This window comes from Brevibacterium aurantiacum (assembly GCF_007558825.1).
Lineage (GTDB): Bacteria > Actinomycetota > Actinomycetes > Actinomycetales > Brevibacteriaceae > Brevibacterium > Brevibacterium aurantiacum_A.
Genome location: NZ_VLTK01000012.1, coordinates 1 through 16,083, shown reverse-complemented (window position 1 = coordinate 16,083; position 16,083 = coordinate 1). Strand labels below are relative to the sequence as shown.

11 protein-coding genes are annotated in these 16,083 nt (G+C 65.6%); 4 read left to right on the top strand and 7 right to left on the bottom strand.

Annotated elements, in window-relative coordinates; genetic code table 11:
* Positions 1 to 8: 8 nt before the first annotated feature.
* Positions 9 to 1,319, bottom strand: coding sequence for an amino acid deaminase/aldolase (locus FO013_RS17555; RefSeq protein WP_143923859.1), 1,311 nt, complete (start codon positions 1,317 to 1,319; stop codon positions 9 to 11).
* 69 nt (positions 1,320 to 1,388) lie between these two features.
* Here FO013_RS17555 and FO013_RS17550 point away from each other — a divergent pair, with 69 nt between their 5' ends.
* Positions 1,389 to 2,978 (top strand): succinic semialdehyde dehydrogenase, encoded by a 1,590-nt coding sequence (locus FO013_RS17550; RefSeq protein ID WP_143923858.1) that lies wholly within the window; start codon positions 1,389 to 1,391, stop codon positions 2,976 to 2,978.
* 36 nt (positions 2,979 to 3,014) lie between these two features.
* Here the strand turns inward: FO013_RS17550 and FO013_RS17545 are convergent, their stop codons facing one another.
* The 5 genes from FO013_RS17545 to FO013_RS17525 all read right to left on the bottom strand — a co-directional run bounded on the left by FO013_RS17545 (position 3,015) and on the right by FO013_RS17525 (position 11,355).
* Complete coding sequence (locus tag FO013_RS17545) at positions 3,015 to 4,988, bottom strand: penicillin-binding transpeptidase domain-containing protein (protein WP_143923857.1); 1,974 nt, start codon at positions 4,986 to 4,988, stop codon at positions 3,015 to 3,017.
* 177 nt (positions 4,989 to 5,165) lie between these two features.
* Positions 5,166 to 5,900 carry a response regulator gene (locus tag FO013_RS17540; RefSeq protein ID WP_143923856.1) on the bottom strand — a complete coding sequence of 245 codons (735 nt, stop codon included), beginning with the start codon at positions 5,898 to 5,900 and terminating at the stop codon, positions 5,166 to 5,168.
* A 93-nt stretch (positions 5,901 to 5,993) separates the two neighbouring features.
* Positions 5,994 to 7,211 carry an acetyl-CoA C-acetyltransferase gene (locus FO013_RS17535; protein WP_222103668.1) on the bottom strand — a complete coding sequence of 406 codons (1,218 nt, stop codon included), beginning with the start codon at positions 7,209 to 7,211 and terminating at the stop codon, positions 5,994 to 5,996.
* A gap of 202 nt (positions 7,212 to 7,413) precedes the next feature.
* Positions 7,414 to 9,447, bottom strand: a complete 2,034-nt coding sequence (locus FO013_RS17530) for a sensor histidine kinase (protein ID WP_143923854.1) — start codon at positions 9,445 to 9,447, stop codon at positions 7,414 to 7,416.
* Positions 9,448 to 9,579: 132 nt separating this feature from the next.
* Entirely contained in the window at positions 9,580 to 11,355 is a 1,776-nt protein-coding gene (locus FO013_RS17525) for an MOSC domain-containing protein (protein ID WP_143923853.1), read from the bottom strand.
* Positions 11,356 to 11,491: 136 nt separating this feature from the next.
* Here FO013_RS17525 and FO013_RS17520 point away from each other — a divergent pair, with 136 nt between their 5' ends.
* From FO013_RS17520 to FO013_RS17510, 3 genes are read left to right on the top strand one after another with little or no spacing between them, the layout of a single operon-like run.
* A complete protein-coding gene (locus FO013_RS17520; protein WP_143923852.1) occupies positions 11,492 to 11,785 on the top strand; it encodes a metal-sensitive transcriptional regulator in 294 nt (97 codons plus the stop codon).
* Positions 11,786 to 11,838: 53 nt separating this feature from the next.
* Positions 11,839 to 12,051, top strand: a complete 213-nt coding sequence (locus FO013_RS17515; protein WP_143923851.1) for a heavy-metal-associated domain-containing protein — start codon at positions 11,839 to 11,841, stop codon at positions 12,049 to 12,051.
* The gene (locus FO013_RS17510; protein WP_143923850.1) at positions 12,051 to 14,282 is read left to right on the top strand and encodes a heavy metal translocating P-type ATPase; all 2,232 of its coding nucleotides are present in this window, start codon (positions 12,051 to 12,053) and stop codon (positions 14,280 to 14,282) included. The genes FO013_RS17515 and FO013_RS17510 overlap by 1 nt, the downstream gene beginning before the upstream one ends.
* A gap of 56 nt (positions 14,283 to 14,338) precedes the next feature.
* On the opposite strand, the gene FO013_RS17505 is transcribed toward FO013_RS17510, so the two are convergent.
* Positions 14,339 to 15,985, bottom strand: coding sequence for a long-chain-fatty-acid--CoA ligase (locus FO013_RS17505; RefSeq protein ID WP_143923849.1), 1,647 nt, complete (start codon positions 15,983 to 15,985; stop codon positions 14,339 to 14,341).
* Between the last annotated feature and the right edge of the window lie 98 nt (positions 15,986 to 16,083).

Below are 16,083 nucleotides of genomic sequence, written 5' to 3'. Positions count from 1 at the left end.
GCGCCCGCTCACAGCGCCCACCCCTGTCCGCGGTAGGTCGACCAGGTGTCGATGACCTGCGAACCGGAGACGACGAGGAATTCGTTGAAGTGCTCGGCGAGCTCACCGGCCTTCGCATGCCGGAACCAGACCAGGTCGCCGATGCGAAGATCCTCCGTGCCGGGACCGGTGAGCGGGGTCTGGACTTCGCCCGCGCCTTCGAGGCCCGCATAGTGAAGTCCCTGCGGCCAGGCGATCGTTGGGATGCGGTCTGCTCCGGGCACGCCGGAGGCGATGAAACCACCCTTGAACACCGTGACCCAGCCGGGTCCTGGCCGGCGCACAACGGGGGTGGCGAAGTACGCGGCCGGCTCGTGGTGGAAGTGGGTGTAGCCGTCGAAGAGTCCCGGGGAGAAGAGCCCTGAACCAGCGGCCAGTTCCGTCAGCGTGCCTTCGGCAGCACTGGATTCGAAGGACCCGGTGCCGCCGCCATTGACGAATTCGAGCTCGGTCAGTTCACGCACTGCGTCGATGACGCCTGAGCGCCTCACCCTCAGCTCTGCGATCGAGCGCTTCTGCATGGCGCGCACCATCACCTGTCTGGCCGTTGCCCCGGCGTCAGCGGTCCCGGCGATCTGCCCTTCATAGGACATCAGCCCGACGAGGTCGGCGCCGGGTCGAGCGATGACATGTTCGGCAAGATCGACGGCAGAGGCCGAATCTCGGATCGGCGAGCGCCTGGCCCCGATGTGGATCCGACTGCCGAGCACCCCCTCGCCGAGGCGGTAGGCCGCATCGATATCGAGGCACACGCGCACTGTCTGTGCTGCACTTTCGGCCGCCACGTCGCTGCTGGCCGCGCTGCTGCCGGCCACCTCAGCGTCGCCGGCCACCTCAGCGTCGCCCGCTGCCGCAGCCTTGGCACCTGCAGCCACGTCGTCGCCAGCAGCCGCAGCCGCACGGGCACTGTCGATGATGTCGAGGTGGGTGGGGCAGTCGATCATCAGGGTGATGTTCTGTGTGGCCCCCGCCTCGGCGAACATCTGTGTGAGGCTGCGCCGGTCCACTGTGGGATAGCCGACGAGGATGTCACGGACTCCGCGGGCATGCAGGACCAGCGCCTCCGGCAGGGAATAGGCCAAGACACCCGAGTAGCCCTGATGGGCGAGCGCGCGGTCGATCGCAGCGGGAGTGCGCAGTGACTTCGTGGCGACGCGGATCGGCAGGCCCTGAGCGCGCTGGGCCAAGGCGGCGATATTCGCGTCGAACGCCTCCAGATCGATCACAGCCACGGGGGCCTCGACCCCGCTCAGGGCGTGACGCAGTTCACGTGAGACCATGAAGATACTGTAGCGTAAGTTAGTGGTTCCACAGGCCGCATTCCACCCATTCGCTGACGACACGGAGGCATGATGTACACGGACGCCACCAGCACCACCCCCTCGGACAGAATCACCCATGTCACGGATCGGCTCCGCGAATTCCTCGACAGCGATCCTTACGCCGAGGCGTCGGGCAGCGGCGATCCCATAGTCAGCCCAGACCCGTTCACCGGCCTCGAACTCCCCCGCTTCTCCATCAACACGCCGGCTGACATCGAACGGGCCTACGCCACCGCGCGCATCGCCGGTGAGGCCTGGGCCGCAAGGTCCCCCGAGCACCGCGCCCGGGTGCTGCTGCGCCTGCATTCTGCATTGCGTCGGCACGAGGATCTCCTCCTCGACATCATCCAATACGAAACCGGCAAGGCCCGCATCCACGCCTACGACGAGATTCTCGACACCTACAATGTGTGCCGTCATTACGGCGTGACCGCTCCCGCCCGTCTGCGGCCGGAGCGTCGCCGCGGTGCCGTTCCCGTCCTCACCCGCACCGAGGTCGCCCGCACTCCCCTGGGCGTCGTCGGGTTCATCACCCCCTGGAACTATCCGCTGACTTTGGGCGCGACCGACCTGCTTGCGGCACTGGCCGCCGGCAATGCGGTGGTGCACAAACCCGACAGCCAGACAACCCTGACGGCCATCATCATGCGTCGTCTGGCCATAGCCTGCGGCCTGCCCGCGGAGGCCTGGCAGCTGGTTCCCGGACCCAGCAAAGAGGTGGGCCCTGCCCTGATGGCCGGTGCCGATGGGATCTCCTTCACCGGCTCGACCGCCGCAGGACGCTCCATTGCCGCCGAGGCTGCTCGACGTCTGCTTCCGACAGCCCTCGAACTGGGCGGAAAGAACCCGATGCTCATCCTCTCCGATGCCGATCTTCCCTCGGCCGTCGATGGAGCGGTGCGCGGGTGCTTCTCCTCGGCCGGACAGCTGTGCCTGTCCATCGAGCGCATCTATGTCCATGAGGATCTCTACCCCGAGTTCTGTGCCCATTTCGCCGAGGCGACCCGGAACCTCGAGCTCAGTGCCGACTACGCGTATGGGCCCGGAATGGGGTCTTTGGCTGGACCGAAACAGCTTGCCCGAGTCAGCGAGCACGTCGAACAGGCACGAGCCAGCGGAGCTCGGATCATCGCAGGAGGCCACCCGGTCCCGGAGCTGGGCCCGTACTTCTACCTGCCGACCGTACTCACCGAGGTCACCGAGGACGCCGAGCTGTATGCTGAGGAGACCTTCGGGCCTGTCGTCGCCGTGTATCCGGTCGCCAGTGACGCGGAGGCGATCGAACGGGCCAACGCTTCCGAATACGGCCTCAATGCCAGCGTCTACTCCCAGTCCCGCGGGATCGAAACAGCTCGGCAGCTCGAATCCGGGATGGTCAATGTCAATGAGGCATACGTAGCCGCCTGGGGGTCGATCGATTCCCCTGCCGGCGGCGTCAAAGCTTCAGGAATGGGCCATCGGCATGGCGTTGAGGGTCTCTACCAGTTCACGCACACGCACAGCATCGCCGAGCAGAATCTGGTTCCCATCGCCCCATTCGGCCCGATCGATCAGTCCCGGTTCGCTCGCACGCTGACGACGGCCTTCGAGGTCATGCGTGCCCTGCGGATGAAGTGAGATTCTTCCGCCTCGCGGGCAGGGTGAGGGCCTTCCTCAGTTGAGCTCTGTGAAGAACTGCTTCGCTACCGGCACAGCCGCCTCGGCGCCGAATCCGCCGTCCTCGACGAGGACGGCCACGGCCACGTCGCCCTGATACCCAGCGAACCAGGAGTGGGTGCGCGGAGGGGTCTCGCCACCGTATTCGGCGGTGCCGGTCTTGCCGTGGACCGGTTCGCCGGGGACGTCCTGCAGCGCATCGGCGGTCCCGTCGGTCACTGCGCGGCGCATGAGCTTCTGCATCGTCGTGGCGGCATCGACGTCGATCGCCCGTCCGCTCTCGGTCTCACTGCCCCTGCCATCCTCGCTTTCACCAGAGACGACGAGGAGCGGATCGACCGTGTCTCCTGCGGCCACGGAGGCGGCCATCACCGCCACTGCAAGAGGGCTGGAGTTGACCTTGCCCTGGCCGATCATCTGCGCCGCGTGCGTCACCGCGTCATCTTCGCTGGGAACGGTCGCCATCTTCGCCTCGATTCCGAGATCGATGTCGTCCATTCCCAGGCTCGACGCCGCATTCGCCACGTCCGAGGCCGAGACCTTCTCCGCGGCATCGACGAATGCGGTGTTGCAGGATTCGGCGAAGTCGTCTTCGAAGGCCACCTCGCCCAGGACATGGTCTTCGGCGTTCTTGAAGCTCTTTCCATCAACCGTCGTGGTCTTCGGACAGTCGAGGGTCGTCTTCGCATCGACTCCTGACTCCAGGAGGGCGAGGCCCGAGGCGACCTTGAACACCGAGCCAGGCGCGTACTGCCCAGTCAGTGCCCGGTCCCAGGCGGCACCTTCGGGATCCTGGTTGGCCACAGCGATGATGTGACCGTCGCTGGGCCGGATCGCAACGAGAGCCGTGGGCTTCTTGCCCGTCGCGGCCGCATTGTCTGCCGCCTCCTGCACGCCGACATTGAGTGTCGTGGTGATTTCCTCGCCGTCATGGTCAGGGAATTCGTGGACCAGCACAGGCTCGGCGGCCTTGCCCACGTCGGTATCGCTGCCCTCGCTGGTGCCTTCGTCGCCGCCGTCCTTCTCGTCGTCGGCGTCGGAGATGTAGATCGCTTCACTGCCTGGCCCGCTCAGGTCTTCGTCAAAGGCCTTCTGCAGTCCGCTTTTGCCCACGACGGACTCGCCGGTGAGCCTTCCATCCGAGGCCTCGACCTCCTCGGCGCTGGCGGCTCCGGCCGTTCCCAGCGTCGGACCCGCGAAGCCCTTCTTCCTGCTCAGCGGCTGGGTGTGCGAGTTGAAGACGGTGCCGGGAAGGGAGTGAATCGTGTCCTTGACCTGTCTGTATTCGCTCTCGCGCAAGGTGATGACGGGAACGAACTGCTCAGGTTCGGCCTTGTCGATGCGCTCCTTGAGCGCCTTGACATCGATGTCGAGTTCGTCCTGAAGCGTGGTGAGCGTGTCCTGACCGCCGTTGCTGTTGACGCCCCCTGCTTCATCGAGTTTGGCCGGGTGGATGCCGATATCGACGACGGGGCCCTCGGCCATCAGCTCTTCGCCGTCCTCACCGAGGATCGCGCCGCGTGCTCCGGGAGTCTTCTGCGAGACGAGGACTCGGCCGTCGTCGAGGTCCGGGTGAAGCACCGTGGGGGTGAGCTCGGCCGACCAGAGCAGCCCCCTTTTGCGCAGAGGAAGCTCGGAGGCGTATTCCCAGGGCTCTCCATCCTGGTTCGTCCATGTCCACTTCAGTTTCGCGACCACATCGTCACCACGCTGCTCGGTGCCGGTGAGCTCGACCGAGCGCTTCTTCATGCTCTGAGCGACAGTTCCGAGGACCAGTTCGTGCAGCTTCTTCGCCGTCTTCTCATCCGACCAGATACTCGAATCGATGGTCCCGCTGTTGAGGTCGGCGGTGGCGTCTTCGGCTGCCGTCTCTGCCTTGAGCGGCAATGTGAAGAAGGCGAAGGCGCCGGCACCGGCCAGCAGCACGAGGACGATTGCGATGGCCAGCCAGGTTGTGGACTTCTTTGTCATAGGTCAATCATCGATGCAGTCACTCGGGAAGTCCACTTGCCGGGGCGCGTGCGGGTGGGTGAACGTGCGTGCGGGTGAACGTGCGGGTGGGTGAACGTGCGGGTGGGGTATGCGTCCGAGCGTCGAGGGGTGGCGGGGACAGGGCGGGGACAGGGGTCCGAGCGTCGAGGGGGTGATTCAGGCGTCCTCGGTGATGACGGTGTATTCGAGAACCGGCCGGCCGGCCGCTCCGTACCGGGGTCGGCGGGCGAGCATGCCCGCGTCAGCCATGGCCTCCAAGTACCGACGTGCGGTCACTCGGGAGACACCGAGACCAACGGCGACCTCGGCGGCGGACTGTCCGGGTTTGACGTCGAGGACGGACTTCACTTCTGTCTGCACAGCATCAGGGACGCCCTTGGCGGTCGCAGTCACCGTGTGGGTGCGCAGTGCTGCGATTGCGGTGTCGACGTCGGTCTGGGTGACCTCGCCCTCGGTGCTGTCCCCGCCGAGGCTGTTGCGGAAAGAGGAATATGCCTCAAGTTTGGATTTGAAGACCGGGAAGGTGAACGGTTTGATGATGTATTGGGCAACACCGTAGGACAGTGCCTCCTGCACGATCTGCATATCCCGGGCCGCGGTGACAGCGATGATGTCGACGTCGACGCGATGACCGCGGATGGCCCGGCAGACCTGCAGTCCGTGGCCGTCGGGAAGGTTCATGTCGAGGAGGACGAGGTTGATGCAGTCCGCATTGAGACCGTAGATCTTTCCGGTCAGAGCGGCCATCGCCTGAGTGGCGTTCTTCGCCACGCCGGCGAGGTGATAGCCGTCGATGCGCTCGATGTACTTCGCGTGGGCTCGGGCGGCGACTGCCTCGTCCTCAACCACGAGCACACCGATGCTCGACTCAGGCGCAGTTGTATCTGACATGCCGCCAGTCTAACCGTCGCCATTGCGGGTCTGCCGCTGTTCGTGTTACAGCCTGGGCACATCCGTGACACAGGACTGGAACGCTGCAAATCCTCAGGCGCGTTCGAAGATTGCGGCGATGCCCTGGCCTCCGCCGATGCACATGGTCTCGAGTCCGTAGCGGGCGTCGCGGCGCTCCATCTCGCGCAGCATCGTCGCCAGGATCCGGCCGCCGGTCGCGCCGACCGGGTGGCCCAGGGAGATTCCGGAGCCGTTGACGTTGAGGCGGTCGAAGTCGTCCTTGCCGAAGCCCCATTCGCGGGTCACGGACAGCGCCTGGGCGGCGAAGGCCTCGTTGAGTTCGATGAGGTCGATGTCGGCCAAGCTCAGCCCGGCCTTCTCGAGTGCCTTGGCGGTGGCCGGGACGGGGCCGATGCCCATGGTCTTCGGCGGCACGCCGGCCACTGCCCAGCTGACCAGGCGGCCGAGCGGCTTGAGCCCCTGTGCCTCGGCGGCGGCGCGAGTGGTGACGATGCTCGCGGCAGCTCCGTCGTTCTGGCCCGAAGCGTTTCCTGCGGTGACGGTCGCCTGGTCATCACCCTTGCCCAGGATGGGACGCAGCTTGGCGAGCTTGTCGATGCTGGTGTCGGGACGGATGTGCTCATCGGCGTCGACCTGGTGTTCGGCGACCTTGCGGGTGCCGGGGATCGTCACCGGCACGATCTCTTCGGCGAAGCGTCCGTCCTTGGCCGCTGCGGCTGCACGCTGGTGTGAGTTGTATGCGAGTTCGTCCTGCTCTTCGCGGCCGATCGAGTACTCGCGGCGCAGGTTCTCTGCGGTCTCGAGCATGCCTCCGGGGACCGGGTAGTTCTTTCCGCCCGGAGTGGTGCGGCCGCGGCCCAGGGAGTCGGTGAATTCGGCGTTGCCGCCGCGGACTCCCCAGCGGATGGTGTCGTTGTAGAAGGGCGCGTGGGACATGGATTCGACACCGCCGGCGATGACGAAGTCTCCGTTGCCGGAGCCGACGACCATCGAGGCGTCGATGACTGCCTGCAGTCCGGAACCGCAGCGGCGGTCGACCTGCTTGCCGGGCACGGTCACGGGAAGACCCGCGTCGAGTGCGGTGACACGGCCGATGCAGGGAGCCTCGGAGGTGGAGTAGCCCTGTCCCATGATGACGTCAGCGACGAGTTCGGGATCGAGTCCGGTCCTGGCGATGAGTTCGCGGACTACGGTGGCGGAGAGCTCGTGCGCAGGGATGTCGCGGAACTGTCCTCCGAATCCTCCGATCGCGGTGCGCAGCGGTTCGCAAACGACGATGTCCTGGTCCATAGTTCCTCCACTCGTATTCGCTTCAGCCGATGACATGTGGTCGCCAGCCCGGCATTCCTGCATAGCCTAAGCCGGATCCACACGATGTCGCGGAAATGTTTCATTCATTGGGACGTCGCCCACCACCGGTGACCGCCCGCTGAGCAGGTCAGACTGTCGGCCGCCTGTGAAATCGGCGCGAACTGTCGTGCCGTCGAGCAGCTCAGTCGCGGTCGTCGCGGCTGTCGCGGCTATCGCGGTCGTCGCTCACGATCTGGATCGGCCCCGTGGGCGGATTTCCCGTCGGCGGGTGGTTCGATGCCGCAGTCCGCGCGGAGGGGAGCCAGGATGTCTGGCCGAGCGCACCGGAATCGACGTACTCATCGTCGGGCAGCCACACCGTGAGCACAGCACCCTGGAAATCGTCGAAGTCCTCGCCTCGGCCCTGCACATCCACCGCCCCGCCGAGGCGACGGATCGCCTGGACGACCAGCGACAGTCCGACCCCACGGGTGCCGGTCTCCTGCCGGCCGAGTCCCTTGTCGGTCTCGACACCGTCGTGCTTGGTCGACCAGCCCCGTTCGAAGATCGCGTCGACGTATTCTTCGTCGATGCCCGGACCATCGTCGCTGACCTCGATCGTGAAGCCGCCTGCCCCGCCCGCCCCGCTCAGGTGCACATGCACCCGCTTGTGCTCAGGCAGCACGTCCTGCCTGCTGAGGGCGTCGAATGCATTGTCGATGAGGTTGCCGAGGATGGTCGCCAGGTCACGGTCGTCCCCGCCGAGGCGGCCGGAGAGTCCCGCCGTGTCCACCGTCATGTCGATGCCCACCTCGGCGGCTTGGGCGATCTTCGACAGCAGCAGTGCGGAGAGCACGGGGTGGTCGAAGCTCATCTGGCCATCGCCGGTGACCCGGTTGAGGTCATCGAGGTCCTTGGCCGCGAATTCGATCGCCTCGTCGACATGTCCGGTCTCCAGCAGGGAGACGACCATATGGAGTCGGTTCGCGTATTCATGGGTCTGTGCGCGCAGGGAGTCGGAGAACGATCGGACGGAGACGAGTTCGCCGGAGAGTTCGGCGAGTTCGGTGTGGTCGCGCATCGTCACCACCCAGGTGTCGCTGACGGCGTCGGTGGGCTGCTGGTTGACGACGAGCACCCGATCGTCGGTGTAGTGGATTTCGTCGCGGGCCCACCGACCTGACGAGAGCAGATCGATGAGGGCATCGGGAAGATGGAGGTCGCGCAGCGCGATGCCGCCGATCGGCGAGGTCGCCCCGACCGGGTCGTCTGTGCCTGGGATCTCCTCACCCGTGGAGCCATCGCCGGCAGAGGGAAGTCCCAGGAGTTCGCGTGCATCGGAGTTGATGAGGACGATGCCCGTAGAGCGGTCGACGAGCAGCAGGCCTTCAGATACGGCTTTGAGCACCGAAGAGTAGAACTCGAGCATGTTGCGCAGCTCCGTGGCCCCGTAGTCGCCGGTGACTCGACGCAGGCCGCGGGAGGTTGCCCAGGAGGCGGCGATACCCAGGACCAGGGTCGTAATGGCGATGCCGATGAGCCAGTTGCTCTGGGCCAAGAAACCCTCCCGCACCGAATCGGCGGAGTTGCCGACGATGACGGCACCGACGACGGTGTCGGGACCGATGCCCTCGACGCCGAGGTGCTTCGCGAAGATCGGACTGATGACGTACATCGTGCCCCCGCCGGGACCGCCGTCGTCGAGGAAGCGGACGATGGACTCACCGTCGGAGACCCGCGAACCGTCGACGGCTGCGGCGAGCTGGTCGATGGAGTCATCGGGTACATCGCCCGAGTTCGAGGACACGATATTCGCTTCGTTGCGCTCCTGCCGGTTCGACGAACCCAAGGACGGAGGGGTGAGTAGGTAGTCGATGGGGACGACTGCGGCCACACCGAAGTCGTACTCGCTCACGACGTTGTCGAGCATCGTCTCGACATTGTCATGCGAGTCCTGGTCGATGAAATCGGCCGGACTGGTCTCACCGGACCCGACGAGGCTCAGCGAGATCGACATATTGTCAGCCGCAGAGCCCAGCAGGTCCTGTTCGCGCTTCTGGTTCAGCTGAGAGAGCTGGATGTAGAGGAGACTCGTGGTCAGCACCATGATGCCCACGAGCATGATCGAGTTCGCGAACATGATGCGTCCGGCCACACCGAGCTTCATTCGTCGGCTCACACGTCCCACTGGTCTTGTCAGGCCTCCTGACAATTTGGCACGCTGATCCTTGGGCATGGCTCCATTCTGCCACCCACTGCGCCGAGGCCCGGGCCGATCAGTTTCCGAGGCTATTGCCGATCAGTCTCCGAGGCTGGGGTCGATCAGTTTCCGAGGCCCGGGCCGATCAGTCTCCGAGGCTGGGGCTGATCAGAGCCCGAGGCTGATGGGCCCGGAGGGGACGGCGGAGCACACGAGCACTTCGTCGGCGGTGATCCGCGCGGCAGGCTCCACTGGGTAGATGACCGACCCGGCGGCCAAGGACACGGCGCACGTTCCGCACGAGCCGCCCCGGCAGGAGCTGTCGGCTCGCAGTCCGCGCGCTTCCAGTGCTTCGAGCAGGGTCCCCTGCTGAGGTTCCCAGAGGAAGCTGGTCCCCGAGTTCTCCAGGGTCACCTCGGCGGGCGGGCACTGAGCGATGGCCTCGCTCATTCCGGTGTGCGGGGAAGCGAAGATCTCCTGATGCACCGCCGGGACTCCGGCCTCGGCGCTGGCGTCGAGCACTGCGCGGGTGAAATCGGCGGGCCCGCAGACCATGACGTTATCGCAGCCTGCCAGCCAGTCGACGAGGTCTGCGTGACCCGGCCTGCCCTGGCTCGCGGTGTCACGATGGTGGGACTCGACCGGGACCGCCCGAGACTCCGCCCGCTTCTGCAGACGGTCCCAGAGGCAAGCTGTCCGGTGGTCGCGGTCGACGTGGAAGAGCCTGATCTTGTCCGTGCCGGACAGTTGTGCCCCGCGCATCAGTCCGAGGCTCGGCGTGATGCCGATGCCCGCCGTGACCAGCGCAGTCGTACCGCCGAAGACCCTGTCGGCGGTCATCGTTCCGTGCGGACCAGACGCGAGGATGGATTGTCCGGCGGCGAGTCCCGCGACCGCTCGGGACCCCTTGCCCTGGGTGCGCACCGCAACCCGGACGATGTCATCGGACACGTCCGTGATCGTATATGTTCGCCAGAAGGGTTCGACCAGTTCGAGATGGACGCGCAGATTGGTGCCGGGTTCGTCGAACTGGCGGATCCAGCCCTGGTCGTCGCGCAGTGAGACCTCGACGATGTCGTTGCAGATCTGCTGGCTGCCCAACACCGTCATGAAGCGCGGGGTCCGCGCGGTCTTGACGAGCTCACGTGGGGCCTCGCCTTCGATCTCGATCTGATCACCGGTGCTGACCAGGCCGGATTCGAGGATGCGGCCGTAGATGCCGCAGTGCAGGTGTCCGCATGCCGAGGCCAGGACCCGGGGGACGTTGACGTCGACCTCGGTGGTGGCGGGGTTGACCGTAGTCGCCGGGCAGCGTTCGATCGCCTGAGTGATGGCCAGGCGCACCCCGCCGAGGCGGACGATCTTGCCGATGAGTGCGAACTCCTCGAAGGGAGCGAGCCCCTCGACGAGCACATTGCCGCGGAAGCGCAGCGGGTCGAGTTCGGTTTCGTCCGGCGCCAGAGCCGCCTGCCCCTCGGCGGTCTTGGAGATCGCGGCGACCGTGGCCGGGTTGATGATCGAGATTCCCGAGGCCTGCGAGTCGAACATCCCCTGATCCGCGACGCTCAGTGCGCGCGGGAAGTCACCCTGCGGGGGTATGCGGGCAGAGAGGAAGTCCGCCGAGGCGGCCCTTGAGTCCCGGTCATCCGTACGGAAGGTCGTGGACTCCTGGGTCGGGGACGTCATGGTCACGGTCGCCGAAGACCCTTCAGGCACTTCGGCGAGGTCGAGTGCCACCTGCCATTTCTGCAGGTCGGTGTTGTTCTTGAGCACGGTGAACGCGGAGTATCTGTGCCAGCTGTCGTCGGGGACGTCGAGGCTGCCGTTGGTGAACGCGGCGACCCGGTCGCCGATGATGCCTCGCTCGGTGCGCACATCCGCCACTGAGATCTCTTCGGCGGGGAACCCCTTGACGGGGAATCGATACAGTCTGGCAACACGCATGATTCGATTGTAGGAGCTTGGCGACGCCCGGTGCCCACGGTGAGACCAATTGCACAATGGCCGAGGCCCTCCATGCCAAAGCGCGCGAGGAGACCCGCCACTTGCCTCATACCCTAAGGGGGTATATAGTATCGTCATGACTGAGCATTATGGATATACCCCGCAGAAGGACGCCCTTGCGAAGCGGATGAAACGGATCGAAGGTCAGGTCCGTGGGATCGGAAAGATGATCGATGACGACAAATACTGCATCGACATCCTGACCCAGGTCTCCGCAGCAACGGCCGCGCTGCACGCGGTCTCCATCAACCTCTTAGAAGAGCACATCGCTCATTGCGTGGTCGACGCCGCATCCTCAGGGGATGACGACGCCGCCCGCAAGAAGATCGAAGAGGCTTCAGCCGCTATTGCCCGGCTCATCAAGAGCTGAGGCGACATCATCGGCATACCTGCCGATTGACGCGCGAAGACAGGAGACACATCATGAGAACAACCACCATCACCGTCAGCGGAATGACCTGCGGCCACTGCGTAGGCGCCGTACAGGAAGAGCTCGGAGCGCTGCCTGGAGTCACCGACGTCGCCGTCGAGCTCAATGCCGGCGGGGACTCCCCCGTGACCATCACCTCCGAAAGGGACCTCGACGACGGTGCAATCAGCGCCGCCGTCGATGAAGCCGGCTATGAGGTGAAGTGATGTCACGCGAGGTCGATCTCGATATCACGGGAATGACCTGCGCATCGTGCTCGGCGCGCATCGAGAAGAAGCTGACACGTTTGGACGGAGTCAGCGCGGAGGTCAATCTTCCGCTCAATTCCGCCCACGTGGTCGTCGAATCCGAGCTCACCGACGCGGACCTCACTGCCGCCGTCGAGAAGGCCGGCTACGGCGCCACGGTCAAGACCACCTCGGCGAGCGGGCCAGAGATCGTCGATTACGATCCCAGGCATCTGCGGCCTCGGTTCCTCGGATCCCTGATTCTCGCCGTGCCGATCGTGGCCGTGTCCATGGTCATGAGCTGGCACTTCCCCGGCTGGCAGTGGATCGTCGCGATCCTCGCCCTGCCCGTGGTGACCTGGGGCGCGTGGCCGTTCCACTCGGCAGCGTTCAAGGCCGCACGGGGCAGGTCCACGACCATGGACACCCTGGTCAGCGTCGGAATCATCGTCGCCAGCCTCTACTCCTATATCACCTTGGGCCGGGCGGTGATCGAGGGCCACGGCTGGCAGATCCCCGGCGACTATCACGTGTGGTTCGAAGCCGCGGCCGCGATCACAGTGTTCCTGCTCATCGGCAAGCTCACCGAGGACCGGGCGAAGAACCGCGCCACCGCCGCCCTCAAGGCACTGCTGGGGCTGGGTGCCAAATCCGCGAGCGTGCTGCGCGATCGCAGCGACGGCGCTCGGGAGGAGGTCCAGGTCCCGATCGACGAGCTCACCGTCGACGATGTATTCATCGTCCGTCCGGGCGAGAAGATCGCCACCGACGGCGAGGTGATCGCCGGCCACTCCGCAATCGACCAGGCGATGCTCACCGGCGAATCAGTTCCCGTCGAGGTCGGACTCGGCGACTCGGTCACCGGCGCCACGATCAACACCTCGGGTGTGCTCGAGGTCCGAGCCACCCGAGTCGGATCCGATACGACCCTGGCCGCCATGGCTGATCTGGTCAGTCGTGCGCAGACGGGCAAACCGGCCGTCCAGCGCCTGGCCGACCGGATCTCAGCGGTTTTCGTGCCGATCGTCTTCGCGATCAGCGCTCTCACGCTCCTGGCCTGGGGACTGATCACCGGCGACTGGGCGATGGGCCTGCACGCCGCGCTCACCGTCCTCATCATCGCCTGCCCCTGTGCGCTGGGTCTGGCCACGCCGACTGCGCTGGCCGTCTCGTCAGGACGCGGTGCCCAACTGGGCATCCTCGTCTCCGGGCCCGAGGCGCTCGAGTCGACTCGTTCGATCGACACGGTCGTCCTCGACAAGACGGGCACCCTGACCACGGGCGTCATGTCCCTGCAGGCGACGCAGCTCAGTGACGAGGACTTCGCGGTTCTGGCTCGACTGGAGTCACAGAGCGAGCATCCCGTGGCCCGCGCGATCGTCGAGGCCGCCAGCACGCTGGGACGGTCCGACGCGGATTCGCGGGTCGAGGCTCAGCCGGTCGCGCAGGCGAGCGCACCTCAGGAACGATCGGCCGCCTCGGCGGTGGATGATTTCGAGAACATTCCCGGCGGCGGACTGCAGGCCACGATCGATGGTGCCGAGGTGCTCGCTGGGCGCCCGGATCTGCTCCGGGAGCGCGGGATCGACGTCTCGTTCTCGACTGTGGATGTGCCCACCGGTGCCACGATCGTCGCCCTGGCCATCGACTCTCACTTCCGGGGCCTGACCTTCGTCTCGGACGAGATCAAGGCCGGTGCCGCCGAGGCGATCTCCGAGCTGCACTCGCTCGGCATCAACACCGTCCTCCTCACCGGGGACAATGCCCAAGCCGCCGAGGTGGTCGCTGGCAAGCTTGCCATCACCGAGATCCGTGCCGATGTCCGTCCCGAAGGCAAGATCGCCGTGGTCAATGAGCTGCAGGCTCAGGGGCAGGCGGTGGCCATGGTCGGTGACGGAATCAACGACGCCGCAGCCCTGGCCGGTGCCGACCTGGGCATCGCGATGGGATCGGGCACCGATGCGGCGATGGCTGCCTCGGACATCACCATGGTGCGCTCGGATCCGCGTCAGATCCCGCAGGCGATCCGCCTGTCCCGGAAGACTCTGGGACTGATCAAGGGCAACCTGTTCTGGGCCTTCGCCTACAACACGGCTGCCGTTCCGATCGCTGCGTTCGGCCTGCTGAGCCCGATGATCGCCGGCGCCGCGATGGCGTTCTCCTCGGTCTTCGTCGTCCTCAACAGCCTGCGCCTGCTGAGGTTCAGGTAGGACGTCTCGCGCGCAAGCGCCCTCGCCGCGGTCACCCCGGTGAGGGCGCTTACGCGTCAGCCTTGGATACGTGAGGGGCGGTCGCCCCACTCCTGGTTGCGGAGTTCGAACTTCTGGATCTTTCCGGTCGAGGTCTTGGGCAGGGACTCTACGACTTCGACCTCGCGCGGGGCCTTGTACTTCGCGATCTGCGTGCGCACATGGTCGATGACCTCTGCCTCGGTCACCGGCTGTCCCTCACGCACGATGACGAACGCCTTCGGCCGTTCGCCCCATTTGTCGTCGGGGACTCCGATGACGGCGACTTCGAGGACTGCCGGGTGCGAGGAGATCGACTGCTCGATCTCGACGGTCGAGATGTTCTCTCCGCCGGAGACGATGATGTCCTTCGACCGATCACGCAGTTCGATGTAGCCGTCCTCGTGCATCACGCCCAGGTCACCGGAGTGGAACCAACCACCCTGGAAGGCCTTCGCGGTGGCGTCTTCATCACGGAAGTAGCCCTTCATCACGTTGTTGCCGCGCATCACGATCTCTCCGATCGTCTGTCCGTCGGCTGGAACATCGACGAGCTCGTCACCTGACTCGAGGGCGACGATGCGCGCCTGATCGGCCTGGACCATGCCGACTCCCTGCCGTGCGCGAAGCCTTGCCCGGGACTTGTCATCCAGTGAATCCCACGAATCCTGCCACTCGCACACCGTATACGGGCCGTAGGTCTCCGTGAGGCCGTAGACGTGCACGATCTCGAAGTTCAGTGCCTCCATCTGCCAGATGAGGGTCGGGCTCGGTGCGGCACCCGCCATCGTTGCTGTCACTGCCCGGTCGAGGGAATGCGCCTGTTCGGCGTTGATGACCGTGCTCATCACGGTCGGGGCACCGTTGAGGTGGGTGACCGTGTGACGATCGATGAGATCCCAGATCACGTCTGCGCGCACCTCGCGCAGGCACACCTGGGTGCCGCCGGCTGCGGTCAGCGCCCAGCCCGTGCACCAGCCGTTGCAGTGGAACATGGGCAGTGTCCACAGGTACACGCTCTTCTCGTCGTGTGCGGAGTGGATGACCTCGCCGAGTGCGTTGAGGTAGGCGCCCCGGTGCGTGTACATGACGCCCTTGGGCCGTCCTGTCGTGCCGGAGGTGTAGTTGATCGACAACGTCGCGCACTCGTCCTCGACGCTCCAGCTGAGTGCCTCCGCGTCAGCTTCGGCGCCGGACAGGAACTCGTCCAGGCCGGTCACGACGGGTGAGGACGAATCCGGGCGGACCGCCTCGGCGGAGGAATCGATCGTCGTGTCCTCGACGTCGACGATGCGTTCGACCGTGTCGAGGCCGTCGATGACGGAGGCGACGCTGGGCCACAGCTGCGTGTCCACGACCAGCAGCTTCGCCTGGCTGTGATTGCAGATGTAGCGGACTTCCTCGGGGGCCAGCCGGGTGTTGATCGGCACCAGCACGGCACCGGCCAGCGGCACGGCGAATTCGGCGATGAGTGCCTCTGGAAGGTTGGGCATGAGGTAGGCGACTCGGTCGCCGGGCTTGATGCCCGCTGCGCGCAGAGCATGCGCCCGGGTCTCCACGGCCGCGGCCATTTCGCGGTAGGTCATCTCCTGGTCGTTGTAGGCCACGGCGCGCTTGTCGGGAAAGACGTCGGCCGAGCGGCGCAGGAAGGACAACGGTGTCAGTTCTGTGTTCCAGGTCTCCATGGAAAAAGCCTACGTCACCGAGGTGAGCCTCAATCGACAGGGGGCTTGTCTGCTGACCGGGGGGTGCCCCTATATTTATTGGTAGGCCCCGAACAGGG